This is a genomic window from Streptomyces sp. NPDC006602 (assembly GCF_042870385.1).
In the GTDB taxonomy this organism is placed as follows: domain Bacteria; phylum Actinomycetota; class Actinomycetes; order Streptomycetales; family Streptomycetaceae; genus Streptomyces.
Genome location: NZ_JBIAHG010000005.1, coordinates 570,538 through 587,930, shown reverse-complemented (window position 1 = coordinate 587,930; position 17,393 = coordinate 570,538). Strand labels below are relative to the sequence as shown.

Sequence of the window (17,393 nt, the reverse complement as noted above, 5' to 3'; positions counted from 1 at the left end):
CCCCCCCCCCCCCCCCCCCCCCCCCCCCCCCCCCCCCCCCCCCCCCCCCCCCCCCCCCCCCCCCCCCCCCCCCCCCCCCCCCCCCCCCCCGACCCCCCACACACACTCAGCCGCCCAGCAGGTGCAGATTCGGCGCCATCGCCCGCTCCTCGTATTCCGGGAGCACGACCACCTCCGCGCCCTCAGCCGCCAGCAACCCACTCCCGTCGGCCCCCGCAACGAACGTGTCCGGCTCGCGCCAGGCGGTCACCACCCGCCGTACCCCCGCCTCCAGGATCAGCCGCGCACACGGCGCCGGCCGGGACGCGCGGCGGGCGCACGGCTCCAGGCTGCTGTACACCGTCGCGGAGGCCAGCCGAGGATCACCCGGCGCGATCTTCGCCAGCGCCGCCTCCTCCGCATGGACGACCGGGTCGTCGCCCTCCCGGGAGTGCCCGCGCGCCAGCTCCGTACCGTCGGCCGCCACCACCACCGCCCCCACGCTGAACGCCGTACGCGAGGGCGGACACTGGGCCGCCAGTTCGCAGGCGACGGCGAGCCAGTGGCGGTCGGCGGCGGAAACCCGCGGGCCGTCGCCCGGTGCCGTCGGCTCGTAGCGCATCAGGACGACGTCCCCCACCGGCCGGGTCGACACCAGCCGGAGGCGCCCGCCCTGGTAAGGCCCGGGACCGAACAGACGAGGCGCGTCCGGGTCGCCCACGAACAGCGGGGCCAGCACCAGCTGGAGTTCGTCGGCCAGCCCCTGCCGCAACAACTGCGTGTGGATCTGCCCGCCGCCCTCGACCATGAGCCGCCGCACCCCGCGGACGTCGTACAGGTGCTCCAGCAACAGCCGCCAGTCGAGTTCGGCACCGAGGGGCACCACATCCGCCGCCAGTCCCACCGCACGGGCCCGCGCCGCGCCCTTCTCCGTCGTATAGACGACCTTCTCGCCACCCGTGTGCCAGAAGTTCGCGGCCGGATCAAGGTCCCCCGACCCGCTCACCGTGACCTTCAGCGGATACTCCGACTTGCCCGCGGCCACCCGAGCCGCCCGCCGCTCCGCCGAGTTGACCAGCAGCCGCGGATTGTCGGCACGGATCGTCCCCGCGCCCACCAGGATGGCGTCGACGGACGCCCGCACCTCGTCGACCCGGTCGAAGTCGGCCGGGCCGGAGAGCAGCAGTCGGTCGGGGCCGGTGTCGTCCAGGTAGCCGTCGAGGGACACGGCGGCGGAGAGGAGGACGTACGGGTGGGGCATCGGCGCGGTCCCTCTCGAAGACGGTGGCACAAGGGCGGTGGCACAAAGGCGGTGGCACGGCGGCCTTGGTTCAAGTTTGAAGCAAACCTACACTGGGGGCATGACGACTCGCTGGCTCACGCCGAAGGAGCAGCGCGCCTGGCGCGCGTACATCGCCGCGACGCAACTCCTGGAGGACGCGATCGACCGGCAGCTCCAGCAGGAGGCCGGCATGCCGCACCTCTACTACTCCATCCTGGCCTACCTCTCCGAGGTGCCCGAGCACCGGCTGCGCATGACCGATCTCGCCGAGAAGCTGAAGATCACCCGCAGCCGGCTCACGTACGCGGTGACGCGCCTGGAGAAGGACGGACTGCTGCGGCGCGAGGACTGCCGCTGGGACAAGCGCGGAAGCGTAGCGGTCCTGACGGACGAGGGCATGACGGTGCTGGAGCAGACGGCGCCGGGTCACGTCGAGACGGTCCGCGCCTCGCTCTTCGACCGGCTCACCGACGGGCAGGTGGAGCAGCTCGAGGAGATCTGCACGGGGATCACACAGGGCCTCCAGGGCGACGACGCCCGGTCGACACCGGACGGCGTCCCATGGCGCCGCCGCTCATCCCCCTCCTGATCGTGAGCCACACCACAAACCAATTGCTTCAAATTTCAAGCATGAGGTAGGGTCCAAGCCGTGGATCTGCTTCAAAACTGAAGCAGATCCGCACCTTCAGCCCCCGGACCCGGGAGAACCCGCATGCCCGACTTCCCCGCCGCCACCCCCCGCTCCCGCGTCCGGGTACCGCTGCGCTTCCACGACGGCTACAGCGTGGACGCCGAACTCGTCACCTTCCACGGCCTGGCCGACGCCCAGGAACACGTGGCAGTCGTCCTCGGCACCCCGACCGCCGACGCCTCAACCACCGGCGCCGCCTCCACCCCCCTCGTCCGCCTGCACTCCGAGTGCCTGACCGGCGACGTCTTCGGCTCGGCCCGCTGCGACTGCGGCCCGCAACTGCGCGAGGCCGTCGAGCGCATCGCCGACCGCGGCGGCGTGCTGCTCTACCTCCGCCAGGAGGGCCGCGGCATAGGCCTCTACAACAAGCTCGACGCGTACGCCCTCCAGGACCAGGGCCTGGACACCTACGCCGCCAACACCGCGCTGGGTCTGCCCGAGGACGCCCGCGACTACACGGCGGCCGCCCAGATGCTCCAGGCCCTCGGGATCAGCAGCCTCGACCTGCTCTCCAACAACCCGGACAAGGCAGGCCAGTTGAGGGACCTCGGCATCCACGTCCGCGACCGCGTCCCCACCGGCGTCTTCCAGACCGCGCACAACGTCCGGTACCTGCGCGCGAAGGTCCTGCAGACCCAGCACACACTGCCGCTCGCCGAACTGACGGGACGTCACGCGGGCTGAGGGTTCAGCGGGGTGAGGTCGGCGTTGGAGCAGCTGCTGACATGGACCCTGGCGTCACTCCGGCGGGTGCGCCAGGTACGCCAGTACGGCCGCCACGTCGTGCCCGGCGGACGTCGGCAACAGCACAAGGCCCTCCCGAAGGAGGGCGTTGTCCTCGGCGATCACCACACGCACGGCAACTCCACCTCGATCACGGTCGGCCCCCCGACGGGGCTGGTGATGTCGAACGTCCCGTCGAGCGCCGCGACCCGTCGGCGCATGCCGAGCAGTCCCGAGCCGGCGGACTCGTCGGCGCCTCCCCGGCCCTCGTCGCGGACGCACACCGTCAGGCTGCGCCGAGTGCGGGCGAGGCGCACCTCGGCCCGCGGGGAACCGCTGTACTTGGCCACGTTGGTCAGCGACTCGGCGATCACGAAGTAGGCGGCGGCCTCCACGGCCGCGGGCGCGCGTACGCCCTCCTCCAGGCCGCCGTCGTCCACCGACACGGACAGACCGCTGCTCGCGGCCAGCGCCCGCACCGCGCCGACCAGGCCGCGGTCGGTGAGGATCGGCGGGTGGATGCCGCGTACGACGTGCCGCAGCTCCGTCAGTGCCTGTTCGGCCTGGTCCTGGGCGTCGTCCAGGAGCTTGCGCGCGCCCTCGGGATCACGGTCGTAGGCCCGCTTGGCGAGCCCGATCCGCATCGACAGGGCGACCAGCCGTGCCTGCGTGCCGTCGTGCAGGTCCCGCTCGATACGGCGCAGTTCGGCGCCGTGCGCGGCGATCGCGTCCGCCCGGGTCTCCTTCAGCTCCTCGACCCGCGCGGCGAGCTGCGCCTTGGGGGAGGGCATGAGCAGGGCGGTCGTCCAACGGGCCTCGGTGTCCGCGAGCCGCACGATCAGCGGCAGCACGACCGCGGGACGCCGCAGCAGCCCGCACCACACGCCGTCGACGACCAGTCCCACGGGCCACAGCGGCAGGGCGAGGAAGACGAGAGCGCCGTAGAAGTAGTAGGCGAGCATCCAGCGCAGGTCGGTGTGCGTGCCGGGATCGCGCACGGCGATCCCCAGCCGCTCCCGCAGCGTCCCGCTCACGGTCTGGTACGCCTCGGGGATCCGCCGCCCCGTCCAGGCGGCGGTCAGCCCTCGCTTTGCCCCGGCGATGCGCCGGATCAGCAGTACCGTCTCGGGGAGCATCCAGGCACCGACCACCGCGACCGTGCCGGTGGCGGCGATCAGCAGAACGGTGATGAATATCCACACCCCGAACGCCATCGCCGCGGCCACCAAGAGGTGCAGGGTGGCCCACGCGGCCCGCTGGACCGTTTTCCGCATGCGGCAAAGCTAGACGATCCGGGTGGGGGCGGTCGGTCGGGCGGGCACCCTGGTGGGGGTGTAGCGGACTACACCTTCGGCCGCGGAAGGCATGATGACCCCGCAGGCACCACAGTCCTGGGGAGACTGCCGGGGACGACGAAGGGGATGCTGGGACCGTGAGCGAGAACGCGGGGATCTCGACGGCGAAGGAGGCCGCGAACCACGGGCTGGTCCTGGCTTTCGGGCGGCTGCAGGGGGCGGCCAACCGGCTGGAGTACATCCTGGGGCGTGCCCTGGAGGTGGAGTGCGGGATCAGCCATCTGATGTACGAGGTGCTGCTGATCCTCGGGCGGGCGCCCGAGCCGGGTCTGTCGATGCGGGCCATCGCCCAGGAGCAGGTGCTGACCACGGGCGGGGCGACGCGGCTGGTGGACCGCATGGAGGCGGCCGGGCTGGTCGAACGCGTCGAGGACCCCGGCGACCGGCGCGGACGGCTGGTACGGCTGACCGGGCTGGGAGAGCGGACGACGGTGGAGGCCTCCCGGGTGCACGTGGAGAACATCAAGCGCTACTTCCTGGAGCCGCTGCCCGAGGCGGACCGTGAGCGGTTCGCGGAGGATCTGCGCATCCTCAGCCACGCGGCCCGGGACATGCTGCCCCGCCTGCCCTGAGCTGCCGCCCGGCGGCGAGCCTGGTCCAATGGCACCAGGGTCGGCAGTCCAATGGCACCCGGGCCGGCAGTCCAATGGCACCCGGGCCGGCACCCGGGGCAGAGAAAGTGGCGCCGATCACACGTCCGGGGAAATATCTGACTGAGCAGATACTGTTTAGTCAGGTGAACCGCTCGCGCCAGGCGGGCGCCGACACCCGTCGAGGTCTTCGAACATGCAGCTCGTCTACGTATTCGACGCCTATTGCGGCTGGTCGCACGGTTTCTCGGGCACGGTGCGCGAGACCGTCTCCCGTCACCGGGAGCTGCCGGTGGAGGTGGTCTCGGGCGGCCTGTTCACCGGCGAGCGCCGGGTGCCGGTGAGCGCCTTCGGCTACGTCCAGGGCGCGAACGACCAGATCGCCGAGCTGACCGGCGCCGAATTCGGTGCGGGCTACCAGCGCCTGCTGGCCGACGGGTCCTTCGTCATGGACTCCGAGGCCGCCGCACGCGGCGTGGCCGCCCTGCGCCGCATCGCCCCCGACCGAGTGGTGGAACTGGCCACGGCCCTGCAGCGCGCCTTCTACGTCGACGGGCGGAGCCTGTCCGACCCGGCCACCTACCGAAGGCTCGCCGAGGCCTCCGGGCTCGACGCCGACGCCGTCGTCGCCGCGTTCGAAGCGCCGGAGGCGCGGGCCGCGGCCGAGGCGGATTTCCGCCGCGCCGCAGCGCTGGGCGTCACCGGCTTCCCCACGCTCCTCGCCGTCGACGGCGAACGCGTCACCGCCCTGGCCCGCGGCCACGCCACCGCCGACGAGATCGACCAGCGCCTGGCGGCCCTGCGCGCTTGACCTCCCATCTCCCCCACCCCAGAGCCCAGAAACAAAGGAGCACTCGCATGAGCGGCACCCTCGATTTCACCGTCCTCGACCTCGACTTCCCCGCCGGCACCAAGAACAAGACCGCCACCCTCGTCACCGGCGAGCGCGAGGCCCTGCTGGTCGACGCCGGCTTCACCCGGGCCGACGGCCACCGCCTGGCCGCCGCCGTCCTGGACTCCGGCAAGCAACTGACCACCGTCTTCCTCAGCCACGGCGACCCGGACTACTACTTCGGCGCCGAAGTCCTCGCCGACGCCTTCCCCGACGCCACGTTCGTCGCCACCCCGCAGGTCATCGAGCACATCCAGCACTCCTACGAGGGCAAGCTCAAGGCGTGGGCGTCACTCGGCCCGAACCTGCCCACGCGACTGGTCGACATCACCCCGCTGACCGGCGACCTCACCCTGGAAGGCCACCGCTTCGAGCTGAAGGGCGGCCCCGCCGCACTGCCCGACCGCCACTACCTGTGGCAGGCCGAGCAGCGCGCGATCCTCGGCGGCGTGCTGCTGTTCCAGCAGGAGCACGTCTGGGTCGCCGACACCGCGGCCCCGGAGGACCGTGCCGCCTGGATCAAGCTCCTGGACGAGATGTCCGCCCTCGACCCGCAGCTGGTCGTCCCCGGCCACCGCCTGCCCGGCACCCCCGCCGACGCCACCGCCATCACCGCCACCCGCGACTACCTCCTCGCCTTCGAAGAGGAGTTCGCAACGGCCGCCGACGGCGCCGCACTGACCGAAGCACTCGTCAAGCGCTACCCCGCCAACGGCATGCTGATCGCCGCCCAGATCGGCGCCAAGGTCGCCAAGGGCGAAATGAAGTGGGGCTGACCATGGCCGAGTTCGCCGCATCCACCGCGCCCGCCGATGTCGTACGGCGCCAATACCTGGCTTCCGCCGCCGGTGACCTCGAAGTGCTCCGCGCCACCCTCGCCCCCGACGTGGAGTGGACCGAGATGGCGGGCTTCCCCCTCGCCGGCACCTACCGCACCCCCGACGGCGTGACGTCCCACGTGATGGAACAGCTCGCCAAGGAGTGGGACGACTGGACGGCCCACGACGACACCTACGTGGTCGACGGCGAGAACGTCGTCGTCCTGGCCCGCTACACCGCTACCAACAAGGCGACAGGCAAGCCCATCAACGTCCGAGTCGCCCACCACTTCGTCGTACGCGGCGGCCAGATCGTCCGCTTCGAACAGTTCGTGGACACGGCGCTGGTACGCGACGCGATGACCGACGGGGCGGCGGTCGCCGCCGGCTGAGCGCCTGCCTGACTGCCGAAAGGCCTCGCCACCTGCGGTGACGAGGCCTTTCACCCCCCAGTGCCGTCAGAGAGACGTCGAGTACGTGAAACTCGCCGACGCCATCGCGGCGGAGATCGCGTCCGGCACATTGCCGCAGGGGGCCGCGTTGCCGGGCGAGCGGGCCATGACGGAGTTGCACCGCGTGAGCATCGGCACCGTGCGTCGCGCCATCGTCGAACTGCGGAAACGAGGGCTCGTCGCCACTCTGCCCGCGAAGGGGACGTACGTCATCGGAATGCCGGAGCCAGCAGGCCACGCACCCGAAGAGGGCCAGCCGAACACCTGACCATGAAGAAGCCCCGCCAGGTATTACCTGGCGGGGCTTCAACTTCATCGTGGCAGGCGATCAGTCCACCAGATCCGGCCAGATGTTGAAATCCCGGTCGTCGACGACGTCCTCACCGAGGCCGAGCTCGTTCCCAAGCGCGAGGTAGCGCTCGTAACGCAATTCGCTGATCGGCACGAAGTACCCCTTCAGTGCCCGCAGCAGCAGCCGGAACGCCAGGTCCGGATCGACGTCCACCGCCCGTTGCAGGGCCGGGACCACGCCGTCGAGCGGGTTGTACGCGTGGTGGGCCGTGGCCTGCTCCAGTGCAGGTCCGACCGAACTGATCTCGGCGCCGACCGCCTCCTTCACCGCTTCGTCCACCACCGGTGTGGCAGCGGCGGGCGCGAAGGAGGCGTCGTCGCCTCGGACCCTGTCGGCGCAGATGTCCGCGATCCGGCGCAGCCACTCCCGGCCGTCGATGCCCAGGCGCTCCAGGTCGAACTCCCGGAACGTCCCCGCCAGCCACAGAACCTCGATGTCCCGGCTGGACAGGGGTGAGTCCAGAAGCACGAGACAGTCCTGCAGAAGCTGGTGGGCGAACGCCCCGTCGAACCGGTCGGCAACACTTGCGACCACGTCCAAGCCGGCGCTCTCACTGGTGACGACGGGGTAGCGGATCCACTTGATCAGCCCGCTGAGCCCGATGTCGACACCGAGGTGCCGGTGTAGCTGCGCCATGCCTGCTTCTCCTACTTCGGGTAGGCGGTGTAGATCACGAAGTTGTTCGGGACGTTCGCATCCGGATCCCCGGGGTGCGCCTTCCCTCGGACGGCCTTGATGTTGATGGCCACCGTGTTGCCCGCGTTATCAGGGGTCGTGGCCCCTTGACGCCAGATCTTGCCGAGCGATCCCTCGCCCCGGAGCTCCCATTCGATGGGGAAGAGGTCGTAGCGCGGGTCAAAGATGTCCGACTTCGGCTTCCTCCGCTGCGCGGTGATCCAGTCGGAGAGCTTCTTCCCGTTCTTCGGGCTGCGCTGCAACCACTGCTGGAAGGCCTCGTTGATGCAGCGTACGGCGGTGTCCTGATCGTTCCACACCGTCGCGATGCCGTCCCGGGCGGCCTTGGCCCTCGCCTCCTGGTCGTTGAGGACATGTTCACTCAGTGTGTGAGCGCCGTTCCGGCCCTCGTCGGCCACGATGTTCAGGCAGTTGTGGACGAGCAGGTCCTGGGGCCGCCCACCGGCCGTGCGCACGAAGAACGTGTGCGGGCCGTCCACCGTGAGGTCGTAGACCGTGCTCGCGCCCAGACCCTTTCGGTCGTAGAGGGCCGTCACCGCCCGGACGGGGCCGTCCGGGGTGCGCAGGCGGTCACCGACGCGCAGTTCGGAGACCGTCCTCCAGCCGCGCTCCACCACGAAGAACTTGTGACCGGCGGTGCTGGTCAGCTTCCCCCCGTCGGCGACGTTGATGTCCACCAGGCGCTCGGTGGCGTGCCGGAAGGTGGCCGTGACCTTCTGCGTCCGCAGTTCCCCGGAGGCGGGGTCTGTGGCCTTCACCAGGTCCCCGACCTTCACCTGACCGATGGGCCGGTGCGAACCGTTCGCCATCAGCACTGGGGTCTGTGCCGGGAAGCTGTTGCGCACGCAGGCGGTGAAGGCGTCCTCGTAGATGTTCACCTGCTGCGAGATCTTGGCGAGGGTCGCGGGATCAAGGTCGAGGACCTTGAGTGCCTTGAACGCGTCGGCGACGCCGATGCCGGTCTTCATCGCGGCGTCCAGAGCGTTGATCGCCTCGAAGACCTTGCCGAACGCCTTGCCCGGGATGAAGTTGCTCAGGGCCCAGGCGCAGCCGCCTGCGCTGCCGTGCCAGCAGTCGACGAAGTCCTGGACCAGGACCGCCTTGATGAGCTTGTAAGTGAGCGTCTGCTGGATGAGTTCCAGCTTGGAGAAGTACCGGGTGACGTCCTTCTTCAGACCGGGGATGCGCTTGCTCTCGATGAGCAGCGTGTCCGCCGACGGGCAGCCGCTGGCGCTCGCCGTCGCGTCGGGGTTGGTGCAGAGGAAGAAGTCGACCACCGCGCTGAAGGTGACCGTGAACGTGGTCGTGCAGCCTTCGAAGCCGATCGTGATCACACAGGGTTCGTGCTGCTTGGCGTCGGTGATGTCGATACTGTCCTCGTCGACGACGTACCACGTGCCGCCGACTCCGGTGCCCGCACCGGTCGAGACCTGCTTGTTCGCGGCGTTGCGTGCCGCTTCCTCTGCTGCCTTCTGTGCCTCCTGCGCATACTTCAGCGCGTCCTTCGCCGCCTGTTCCGCCTCGGTTGCGGCGGCGTCGGCGCGGTTGGCGGCTGCCCGTGCGTCCTTGGCGGACTGCTCGGCCGCGGCTGCGGCGTCGCGGGCGGCCTGGGCGTCGAGGGCGGCCTGGTCGGCGGAGGCGCGGGCGTCCTTGGCGTAGCCTTCGGCGCGCCCCGCGGCCTTGTCGGCGGCGTCGGCGTCGGCGCTGGCCTGGCGGTCGTATTCGACGGTGCGGGCCAGGGAAGCCGAGGCCTGTGAGGCGGCCTTGGCGGCGTCGGCCGCGTAGCCGAGGGCCTCCTTGGAGTAGGTGCGGGCGGTGGCCGCGTGTGCGGCGGCGTTGGCCGCGTACTGGTACGCGATCTTCGCGTCGCCCGCTGCCTGGTCGGCGAGGTTCTTGGCCGCCTGTGCCTCGGCTGCCGCGTTCCTTGCGTGGGCGTCGGCGACGGCCTTCTGCTGCTCGGCGATCGACTTCGACGCCTGACCGGTGAGCACCACCAGGCCGGCGGCCGAGTCGGTGTCGACGTAGGGGGAGCCGAGCTGGATCGCATCGTTGGCCGGCTTGGCGACCTGGGCGGCGGCGTTGCCCGCGTCGACCGCCGCCTGTGCGGTGACATAGGCGAAGCCCGCGGCCTTCACCGACGCGACCAGGGCCTTGGCGGCCTCCTTGTTCGCCGCGTCCGCCTGGGACCTGGCGTCCTTGGCCAGCTTCTCCGCCTCGTCCGCCAGCTCGACGGCCGTCTTGGCCTCCGAGGAGGCGTGCTGGGACGCCTCGATGGCGTCGGCCACGGCGCTGGTCGCGGTCTTCACCGCCGCGTCCGCCCTCAGTTTCGCGGCCTGGGCGGCGTCCGCGTTCGAGCGGGCCCGCTTGGCGGCCGCTTCGGCGCGGGTGGCCGCGGCGTCCGCCTCGGCTGCCGCCTGGGTCGCCGCATCCGCGGAGGCCCGGGCACGGCCGGCGGCCGCCTCGGCGTCGTCCGCGTGCGCGGAAGCCGCGTCCGCTGCCGCCCTGGACTCCTGGGCACTGCTGTCGGACTCATGAGCCTGGGCGAACGCCTCCTTGGCGTCCGCCTTGGCGCGGGCCGCGTCCGCCTTCTGCGCGGCGTCCCAGGCGTCGTCCCGCAGATCGCGGGCCTTGTCGCGTGCGTTGACCGCGTCGTCCTTCCGCGCGACCGCGGTCGCTTCGGCGGCCTCCGCCTTCTCCTTGGCGTCCTTCGCGTTCGCCGCCTCGGCCTGCGCGTTCTGCTTGTGCTGGTTGGCCTCGGCCTGCTTGGCGGCGGCGGTCTCCTTCTCCGCCTTGGCCGTCTTCTCCTCCGCCTCGGCCGCGAGCCGCTTGGCGTGCGCGTCGGCGGCAGCCGCCTTCGCGTCCGCTTCCGACTTCAGGGCGACGGCGAGCTTGGCCTCCGCGGTCTCCTTGTCCTTCTTGGCGTTGTCCCGGTGCAGCTTCGCGGCGTCGGCAGCGGCCTTCGCCTGCAATTCCGCCGTGTGCGCCGCTTCCTTGCGGAACTCGGCCTTCGACTGCGCGGCCTGCGCGATCGCGCGCTGGGTGATCGTCGCGCTGTCACCCGCGGCGGCCCTGGTTGCGGCCTCGGCGGTCTCGGCGGCCTTCACCATCGCCGTCAGCGCCGCCACCGATCCCTTGGTGACCTGCGCCTTCTGCTGACCGACCAGAAGACCACGGCCCCTCGGCGCGCCGGTCGCGTCCGCGATCCCGTACGCCGCCTGCTCGGCCGTGTCGGACGCGGTGGCCGCCTTCTTGGCGTTCTCCAGCTGCGTCTTGAGTGTGGCCAGATGCTTCTTCGCCGCCGTCTGGGCGTCGGTGACGACCTTCTTCGCCTTGTCGAACTCCGCCTTGTCCGGGTACAGGGAACTGTCCGTGCCCTTGTGACCGGACGGCTTGATCAGGAACTTCTGCGAACTGGCGTCCTTGCAGTCCCACAGCCGCGCGTCCGTGCTCTTGGTGAACGCGCTCAGGTCCAGGCACTTGCCCGTGGTGACGCTCTTCAGGGGCGAGGTGGCACGGGCGTCGCCCTTCCAGGACTGCCCCGCGGTCTTGTAGTAGCAGTCGAAGATCTGGATCTTCGTGCCGTTCGCCGCCTTGTTCCCGGCCACGTCCAGGCACTTCTGCGAGCCGACATTGCGGAGGTGGAGGTCGTCCTCGCCGCCCTCGAGCTCCCACTGCTGTGACGCGCCGTTGTTGCAGGTGTAGATCTGGACCGGCGTGCCGTTGGTCTTGCCACCGCCCGCGACGTCCAGACAACTGCCCGCCGCGCCCGGCACCTGGATCGTCACGTAGCTGTCGCCGATCCAGCCCAGCCCGCCCGCGGACCAGTAGTCCTGCCAACGGGTGGAGTAGCCCGCGAGCCACGACTGGCCGAGGACCTGGCCCAGGGTGAACGTGCCGTCCTGCAGCGCCTTCGTGCCGGTGACGTTGGCAGCGAGGATCTGCTGCCGCTGCGTGGCCTGCGAGGCGATCTCCTGCTGCCACTCGGCCGACGCCTGCGCCACTTCCTTGCCGAGCACCCGGTTCGGGTCGATCGGGGCGTGCCACGCACACGACGCGAAGCGGGTCTTCAGGTCCTCGACGGCGACGCGGAACTCCGGGGTGTCCGGGGCCGGGGCGGTGCGAGGGAAGCCGCCCGAGGACAGGAAGATACGGGCGTCATCGGCGAACACCCTCGGAACGAACAACACATTGGGTTCGATCTTCCCGGAGTTCTTCTTCCACAGCTTCCACGCCTGCTGCTCCTCCGGCGTGCCCCCGGTGGTGTACAGCGGGTCGCCGATCGCGAGCGCGGCGGACTTCGTGGCGTCGTCAGCGGTGGGCGACGGTTCGTAGAACGGGGAGAACAAGTCGAGGGACTTGAAGTACGCCTGGTACAGCCACGGAAGCAGGCCGGTCTGGTCGTAGACCTCAAACTTCCCGGGCGGTTCGCCAGGGTAGGAGCTCAGGCCCCCGACGGCGGTGGCGAACGCGGACTCCTGGTCGTTGACCTTCTTGAGCCACTGGTCCCTGCCGACGCTGTCCGCGCTGTCGGCCTGGTGCAGCGGGGTGGTGGTGTCGTAGAGGTCCCGGTTGACCTTCTGGTGGAGCTGATCGGGCGGCAGCCCGATCGCGTTCTGTGCGAGGGCGAACATGCTGGGCCCGCCCGTGCGCAGGGCATAGGCGGCCACACACTGATCCTCGCGCAGCTGCTCGGTTGCCTTGGTGTCGAAGCCGTCGTACGAGTCGCTCGCCGCGGCTGTGCGCTGTACGGCGTCCCGGCCGAGCAAGCCGGGCTGGACGGCGAGGCCACCGAGGACGGCCAGGGCGGCGACGGACGTGACGGCAGAGGTGAACGCTGCGGATGTTCGTGATCTGGGGTTGAACAACCCAGGTCTGAGTCGCAAAGGGGCATCCTTCGTAGCGAGCAAGGGCAGGCAGGGGTGACCGCCCGAAGGGGGCGGTGGGGTACGCGCGCGGGTCAGCCCGCCGTCCCGGTGCGGGAACGGGGGCAGCACACAGCAGCGGCCGAGCAGGCCCTCACAACGAGCCGTATCGCGGCATGACGAACCATCCATCCCCCGTGACGGCACTGTTCCCCCGGGCCGCCGAATGACGTGCGCGCGTCACGGCAGGGCGGGTCAGGCCCCTCACGAGGACGCGCGGCAGTCACCTTACTCACCAGTCAACTGGGCACGGCAAGAGCTGACCTCGGCGCCCGGGCCGCGGAACGGGGCATCTTCGCACACCTCTTCACGACGCGGATTGTGCAAACACCATGGTCACACCAGGAGTCACCTGTGTGAGACCTGTAAAGAGGTTGCGCAGGTAGCGAAGATTCTCTGCCATAAATTGGCAGAAATCCGCCTGCTCGCCGATGGGCGCGGTCGTACCGCGGGGATTGCCCGCCAAGAACACCCCATTCCTGTCGACCCTCGGCCCGATCCACGGCCCGCCATGCCGCCCAGCAACATCGCGAGCGCGGGTTGATCATCACCGTGGGCGGCAAAGGATCTTTCGTGGTCGAGCAGCCAGCCGGCGACGCACTTGAACGAACGCCTGAATGGGCCGCGCGTTGCGTCGCGCGGCCCATTCAGCGTGAGTCATCCCGCCCGGTGGCTACCGTGCGGCCGACCGCTATGGCCGACCGCTATCGGCTGCCCGTGCGCCGGCCTGAGCACCACAGATCGGACCTACAGGCTGTCCAGGATCTGCGTACGCCGCTGCGCGTACTCCTCATCCGAGACGAGACCCTGCGCCCGCAGCTGGTCCAAGGTGGCCAACCGGCTCGCGATGTCCTGGCCCGGTGCCGGCGCGGACGCCACGCCCGGCGCGGCCGGCGGCGCAGCAGTGGCCGGCGCCTGTGAGATCCGCTGGCGCAGGAGATCAGCCAGCGCCTTCCCCTGATCCTTCGGCACCTGCTTGATCTCGGCCTTGTTGCCGGACGTGAATACGGTGAGCGTCCCCATCAGCATGCCGCCCGCCCACTGCACCGAGCTGATCCGGTTGTAGGGGAAGTCCTCGACCTTCTGCGACATCAGGCCGTTGAAGTAGAAGACCAACCGCTGGTTCGTCATCGCCAGAAGGCCGTTGCCCTTGCCGTACAGGCCGGTGGCGAGCATCTCGACCGTCTCGCCCTCCCACAGCACCTCGGGCAACCGCTGAATCTCACGCTTCGCCCCGAAGGAACTGGACAGCTTCTCTGCCGCCGCATCAATGTCCGGCCGCACGTTGAACGCCACCATGACGCCCCCCTCCTGAAATCGGTGCACGGATCGTACCGATCACACTTCGCGGGGAGTGACGGATGTGGCCACCGAGCGCGACAAGCTCGCCGGCTACGAGTTCCCGCACATGCCCCCCGCCCTCGCCGCATCCGACGTGTGCACGTCTGCGGCCACGGCGCATCCGCGGCCGTCGGAACAGCGGGCCGTGCGGCGTCGCCATCACATGGCGTCGGTGCGGATCAGCCGCCAAGTGGGACCGGGAGAGGCACGAGCCGGACCTGCCGTCCGCTCATGCATCGCTCGCTCAGGCGGACGAGCGCCGACGCGTCAGCCGAAGTAACCCTCCAGGTCGGCGACGACGTTGACCGAGCCGAACGCGACAGGCGGACCGCCACCGAGGCGGCGACGCTTGTCCCTCGCCGCCGTCGTGCCGGAGATCGGTCAGCCTCCGGCGCCTAGCTGCCAGGGGACGCTCTCACAGGTCTCGTCACTTTCCGAGCTTGCCTTAAGAATCGGTCGATTGATTTACGGTGGACTCTCTTAGCATCTCCCGCCACGCGGCAAGTTGGTGGCGGGTGGTCAGGGTGTGCTGGTGGTCTTCACCCAGCACGCGCACCATGTCCGACAGCAGTTCGGCGAAGGCGGCAACCGCGCCAGTCGCATCCCCCGCCCGGCCCCGCCACAAAGCGAGATGGTGGCGAGTGTTCAGAGTGTGGGGGTGATCCGAGCCGAGCACCCGCAGCGTTTGCCTTAGCAGTTCTGCTAGGGCATCTGCGGCCCCGGCCGGATCACCCGACTGTCCCTGATACCGGGCAAGGTGATAACGGGCGGTGAGGGTGTCGGGGTGGTCCGGGCCCAGCAGACGTTCCCGGTCAGCCAGCAATTCTGCGAACGCAGCAGCCGCGCCAGCCGCATCCCCTGCTTCCTCCCGCCACAGCGCGAGATCGCTCCGGGTGATCAGAGTTCGGGGGTGGTCCGGTCCCAGCAGACGTTCCCGGTCGGCCAGCAATTCTGCGAACTCAGCAGCCGCCCCGGCCGGATCACCCGCCTCCCCCCGCCACCGAGCCAGGTTGCCCCGGATGCCCAGGGTGTCAGGGTGGTCCGGTCCCAGCACACGCAGATAGTCGGTCAGCAGTTCGGCGAACGCGGCAGCCGCGCCAGTCGCATCTCCCGCCTCCCCCCGCCATAGGGCGAGCTCACCACGGGCATCCAGGGTGCGGGGGTGGTCCGGGCCCAGCAGACGTTCCTGGTCTGCCAGCAATTCTGCCAGGGCATCCGTGGCCCCGACCGGATCACCTGCCTCCCCACACCACAGGGCAAGGTGATGGCGGGATTCCAGGGTGTCGGGATGGTCCGGGCCAAGGTGCTCATGGGCAGCATGGACCACATATCGAAAGTGGGTGATGGCAGCGGTGACCTGACCGGTTTCACCGAGACTTCTGCCCGCGCGGTAAAGAATGGCGTGCGCGGCAAGCCGGTACAGGGCGCCTTCGGCGTGGCGGGTGAGTGCGTCGGTGTTGGCACGCAGGGCCTGGGCGAAGCCGGTGTCGCGTTCGATCTCCGGCCAGGCGGCCATGAGGGCATCGGCGGCGGTGCGGGCGTACTGGTCTCGCTGGTCGGGGGTGAGAGTGTCGCGAGTGGCCCGCTGGACGAGCTGGTGGACGCGGACGGCCTGGTGGGGGGTGCCCGGTCTGTGGTCGATGAGGCTGAGCCGGTCCAGTGCCCGGAGGGCACGTACCGCGTCTGGGCGGGAGACAGGGGCCGGTTCCGCGGCGGGGTTGGGGCCGGTCGCGGTGCGGTGCGCGGCGAGGTGAGCACGGGCCACCGCGCCGGTCAGCACGTGCTGGGGAATGCCGTTGGCGTCGAGCAGGGCGGCCAGGTGGAGCATGGGTCGGGCCAGCCCGACGGGGCGCAGCGTGTCGGCGCGGGCGATGGACAGGGACCAGGCGGCTGCGAGGGCGACGGCCTGCTCGTCGGGCAGCGCGTCGGGGGCAAGGTCGGTGAGTTCGGTGGATCGGTCGGTCAGGAGGTCGCGGTAGGCGGCTGCGGTTTCGCCGGAGTCAATGAGATACGCGGCGGCCTGGGAGAGGGCCAGGGGCAAGTATCCGAGCTCGCGGCCCAGGGCGGTGAGCTGGTCGGCGGGCTCGGCTCGGCCGTGGGCGGCCAGGGAGGTTGTGAGGTAGGCGACGGCTTCGGCCTCGGTGAACATGCCGACCTCGACCGAGCGGCGGCCTTCCCCAGTCAGGGCGGCGTCGCGGCGGCGGGTTGTAACCAGGGTGCGGCCGTATGGGCTGGCCGGCGGCCACAGCCCGCGCAGGTCGTCGGGGTCGGCGATGTCATCCAGGACGACCAGCCACCGGCACGGCGGAGCTCCGGACTTGGGGGTCAGCCAGGCCAGGAAGGAGCGGGCTGCCTGTTCCGGTTCGTCGGGATAGGTACCGCACAGCTCGATGCCAGCCTGTGCGTATCCGGTCACCACCGGGGAGCGGGCACTGGCGGTGATCCAGACCAGGACGTCGAGGCCGCCGGCGTCCCAGGCGGTGTGGGCGTAGTCGGCGGCGAGCTGAGTCTTGCCGACCCCGCCCATGCCGGTCAGCACCTGGCGCAGGACCGCGGTGCCGCCACCGTTGACCGCCGCCCGCAGCCGGTCCGCCTCGGCCCGGTACTGGAAAGACTGCGCCCGGGAGGGGATGACGCCGACCTGGTGCGGCCACGCTGCTGGCACACGCGGGGCGGAATGCCGATGTTGGTGGATTCCCCCAGTGACTGTGCCGGCAGCGATACCGCCGTTTGTCGCGGTGATGCCCCCGGTGCCGTCGCCGACGGAGCGGTGCGGGATTTCGGGTGGGCTTGCGGTGGCCGGTCCGCTCAGCCCTGGGGCGGAGCCGGCATGGGAGGGGTGCCGATCTGCGCCCCTCCGTGGATCACACCAGCCGCGATCGAACCCTGCTCGGCGTGGACGTCTACGGTGTTGGCGGCTAGCCCGCCCGGTCCGGCGGCCACGCCGCTCTGCGCGGCGTGCTGTGCGAGCAGGCTGCGCAGTTGCTCGGCCGCCCGCTCCCGCTCGGTCCCGCCCAGGCTTTCAAGCAGGGCCTCAATGCGAGTCTGCCAGGCGACCTCCTGGCGGTTGCGTGCCTGCTCCGCCTCAGCCGAGTCGGTGGCCTGCACGGCAGCCGCGGTCTGGTCCAGCCGCTCCAGCTCAACCTGCTCACGTTGCGCATCGCCCCGGCCGAACCAGCGTGCCACCGCCTGCCGAAGTCCCCTCCATGCGTCCGTCCCCGCCGCTCCTACCAGCGCCGTGCCCCCGGACGCGGCCAGTGCGATCAATGCCTGGTCGAGCATGCCGGCCTCCCCCTAATC

General features: G+C 70.4%; 14 protein-coding genes and 1 pseudogene. 7 read left to right on the top strand and 8 right to left on the bottom strand.

Features of this window, described 5'->3' with window-relative positions; translation table 11 throughout:
- Positions 1–106 precede the first annotated feature (106 nt).
- Positions 107–1,240, bottom strand: a complete 1,134-nt coding sequence (locus ACFYO2_RS17910; RefSeq protein ID WP_388349581.1) for a dihydrofolate reductase family protein — start codon at positions 1,238–1,240, stop codon at positions 107–109.
- A 100-nt stretch (positions 1,241–1,340) separates the two neighbouring features.
- Here ACFYO2_RS17910 and ACFYO2_RS17905 point away from each other — a divergent pair, with 100 nt between their 5' ends.
- Positions 1,341–1,850, top strand: a complete 510-nt coding sequence (locus tag ACFYO2_RS17905; RefSeq protein ID WP_388349579.1) for a MarR family winged helix-turn-helix transcriptional regulator — start codon at positions 1,341–1,343, stop codon at positions 1,848–1,850.
- Between the two features lie 123 nt (positions 1,851–1,973).
- Entirely contained in the window at positions 1,974–2,636 is a 663-nt protein-coding gene (ribA, locus tag ACFYO2_RS17900; protein ID WP_388349577.1) for a GTP cyclohydrolase II, read from the top strand.
- Between the two features lie 57 nt (positions 2,637–2,693).
- Here ribA and ACFYO2_RS17895 read toward each other — a convergent pair.
- Positions 2,694–2,810: pseudogene (locus ACFYO2_RS17895) on the bottom strand (DNA-binding response regulator); the annotation flags it as partial.
- Positions 2,798–3,949, bottom strand: a complete 1,152-nt coding sequence (locus tag ACFYO2_RS17890) for a histidine kinase (RefSeq protein WP_388349575.1) — start codon at positions 3,947–3,949, stop codon at positions 2,798–2,800. The pseudogene ACFYO2_RS17895 and the gene ACFYO2_RS17890, both read right to left, overlap by 13 nt.
- A 158-nt stretch (positions 3,950–4,107) precedes the next feature.
- Between ACFYO2_RS17890 and ACFYO2_RS17885 the strand changes: the two genes are divergently transcribed.
- The 5 genes from ACFYO2_RS17885 (at position 4,108) to ACFYO2_RS17865 (ending at position 7,050) form a co-directional block, all read left to right on the top strand.
- On the top strand, positions 4,108–4,602 hold the full coding sequence (locus tag ACFYO2_RS17885) for a MarR family winged helix-turn-helix transcriptional regulator (protein WP_388349573.1): 495 nt from the start codon (positions 4,108–4,110) through the stop codon (positions 4,600–4,602).
- A 214-nt stretch (positions 4,603–4,816) separates the two neighbouring features.
- Positions 4,817–5,431, top strand: a complete 615-nt coding sequence (locus ACFYO2_RS17880; protein WP_388349571.1) for a DsbA family protein — start codon at positions 4,817–4,819, stop codon at positions 5,429–5,431.
- Between the two features lie 47 nt (positions 5,432–5,478).
- Positions 5,479–6,288, top strand: coding sequence for an MBL fold metallo-hydrolase (locus ACFYO2_RS17875; RefSeq protein WP_388349569.1), 810 nt, complete (start codon positions 5,479–5,481; stop codon positions 6,286–6,288).
- A gap of 2 nt (positions 6,289–6,290) precedes the next feature.
- Positions 6,291–6,722, top strand: a complete 432-nt coding sequence (locus tag ACFYO2_RS17870; protein WP_388349567.1) for a nuclear transport factor 2 family protein — start codon at positions 6,291–6,293, stop codon at positions 6,720–6,722.
- Positions 6,723–6,807: 85 nt separating this feature from the next.
- Positions 6,808–7,050, top strand: coding sequence for a winged helix-turn-helix domain-containing protein (locus tag ACFYO2_RS17865; protein WP_388349565.1), 243 nt, complete (start codon positions 6,808–6,810; stop codon positions 7,048–7,050).
- Between the two features lie 60 nt (positions 7,051–7,110).
- On the opposite strand, the gene ACFYO2_RS17860 is transcribed toward ACFYO2_RS17865, so the two are convergent.
- The 5 genes from ACFYO2_RS17860 to ACFYO2_RS17840 form a co-directional block, all read right to left on the bottom strand.
- Positions 7,111–7,770, bottom strand: coding sequence for a hypothetical protein (locus ACFYO2_RS17860; RefSeq protein ID WP_388349563.1), 660 nt, complete (start codon positions 7,768–7,770; stop codon positions 7,111–7,113).
- Between the two features lie 11 nt (positions 7,771–7,781).
- Entirely contained in the window at positions 7,782–12,713 is a 4,932-nt protein-coding gene (locus ACFYO2_RS17855; protein ID WP_388349561.1) for a ricin-type beta-trefoil lectin domain protein, read from the bottom strand.
- Positions 12,714–13,499: 786 nt separating this feature from the next.
- Positions 13,500–14,051: a PH domain-containing protein gene (locus ACFYO2_RS17850; RefSeq protein WP_388349559.1), complete on the bottom strand. Its 552-nt coding sequence runs from the start codon at positions 14,049–14,051 to the stop codon at positions 13,500–13,502.
- Between the two features lie 487 nt (positions 14,052–14,538).
- A complete protein-coding gene (locus ACFYO2_RS17845) occupies positions 14,539–16,758 on the bottom strand; it encodes a tetratricopeptide repeat protein (RefSeq protein ID WP_388349557.1) in 2,220 nt (739 codons plus the stop codon).
- A gap of 143 nt (positions 16,759–16,901) precedes the next feature.
- Positions 16,902–17,375, bottom strand: a complete 474-nt coding sequence (locus tag ACFYO2_RS17840) for a hypothetical protein (protein WP_388349555.1) — start codon at positions 17,373–17,375, stop codon at positions 16,902–16,904.
- Positions 17,376–17,393: the final 18 nt, after the last annotated feature.

Coding starts and splice junctions, on each gene's coding strand:
- ACFYO2_RS17880 (WP_388349571.1), top strand. CDS start 4,817: ATGCAGCTCGTCTACGTATTCGACGCCTATTGCGGCTGGTCGCACGGT.
- ACFYO2_RS17890 (WP_388349575.1), bottom strand. CDS start 3,949: ATGCGGAAAACGGTCCAGCGGGCCGCGTGGGCCACCCTGCACCTCTTG.
- ACFYO2_RS17910 (WP_388349581.1), bottom strand. CDS start 1,240: ATGCCCCACCCGTACGTCCTCCTCTCCGCCGCCGTGTCCCTCGACGGC.
- ACFYO2_RS17905 (WP_388349579.1), top strand. CDS start 1,341: ATGACGACTCGCTGGCTCACGCCGAAGGAGCAGCGCGCCTGGCGCGCG.
- ACFYO2_RS17860 (WP_388349563.1), bottom strand. CDS start 7,770: ATGGCGCAGCTACACCGGCACCTCGGTGTCGACATCGGGCTCAGCGGG.
- ACFYO2_RS17850 (WP_388349559.1), bottom strand. CDS start 14,051: ATGGTGGCGTTCAACGTGCGGCCGGACATTGATGCGGCGGCAGAGAAG.
- ribA (WP_388349577.1), top strand. CDS start 1,974: ATGCCCGACTTCCCCGCCGCCACCCCCCGCTCCCGCGTCCGGGTACCG.
- ACFYO2_RS17875 (WP_388349569.1), top strand. CDS start 5,479: ATGAGCGGCACCCTCGATTTCACCGTCCTCGACCTCGACTTCCCCGCC.
- ACFYO2_RS17840 (WP_388349555.1), bottom strand. CDS start 17,375: ATGCTCGACCAGGCATTGATCGCACTGGCCGCGTCCGGGGGCACGGCG.
- ACFYO2_RS17870 (WP_388349567.1), top strand. CDS start 6,291: ATGGCCGAGTTCGCCGCATCCACCGCGCCCGCCGATGTCGTACGGCGC.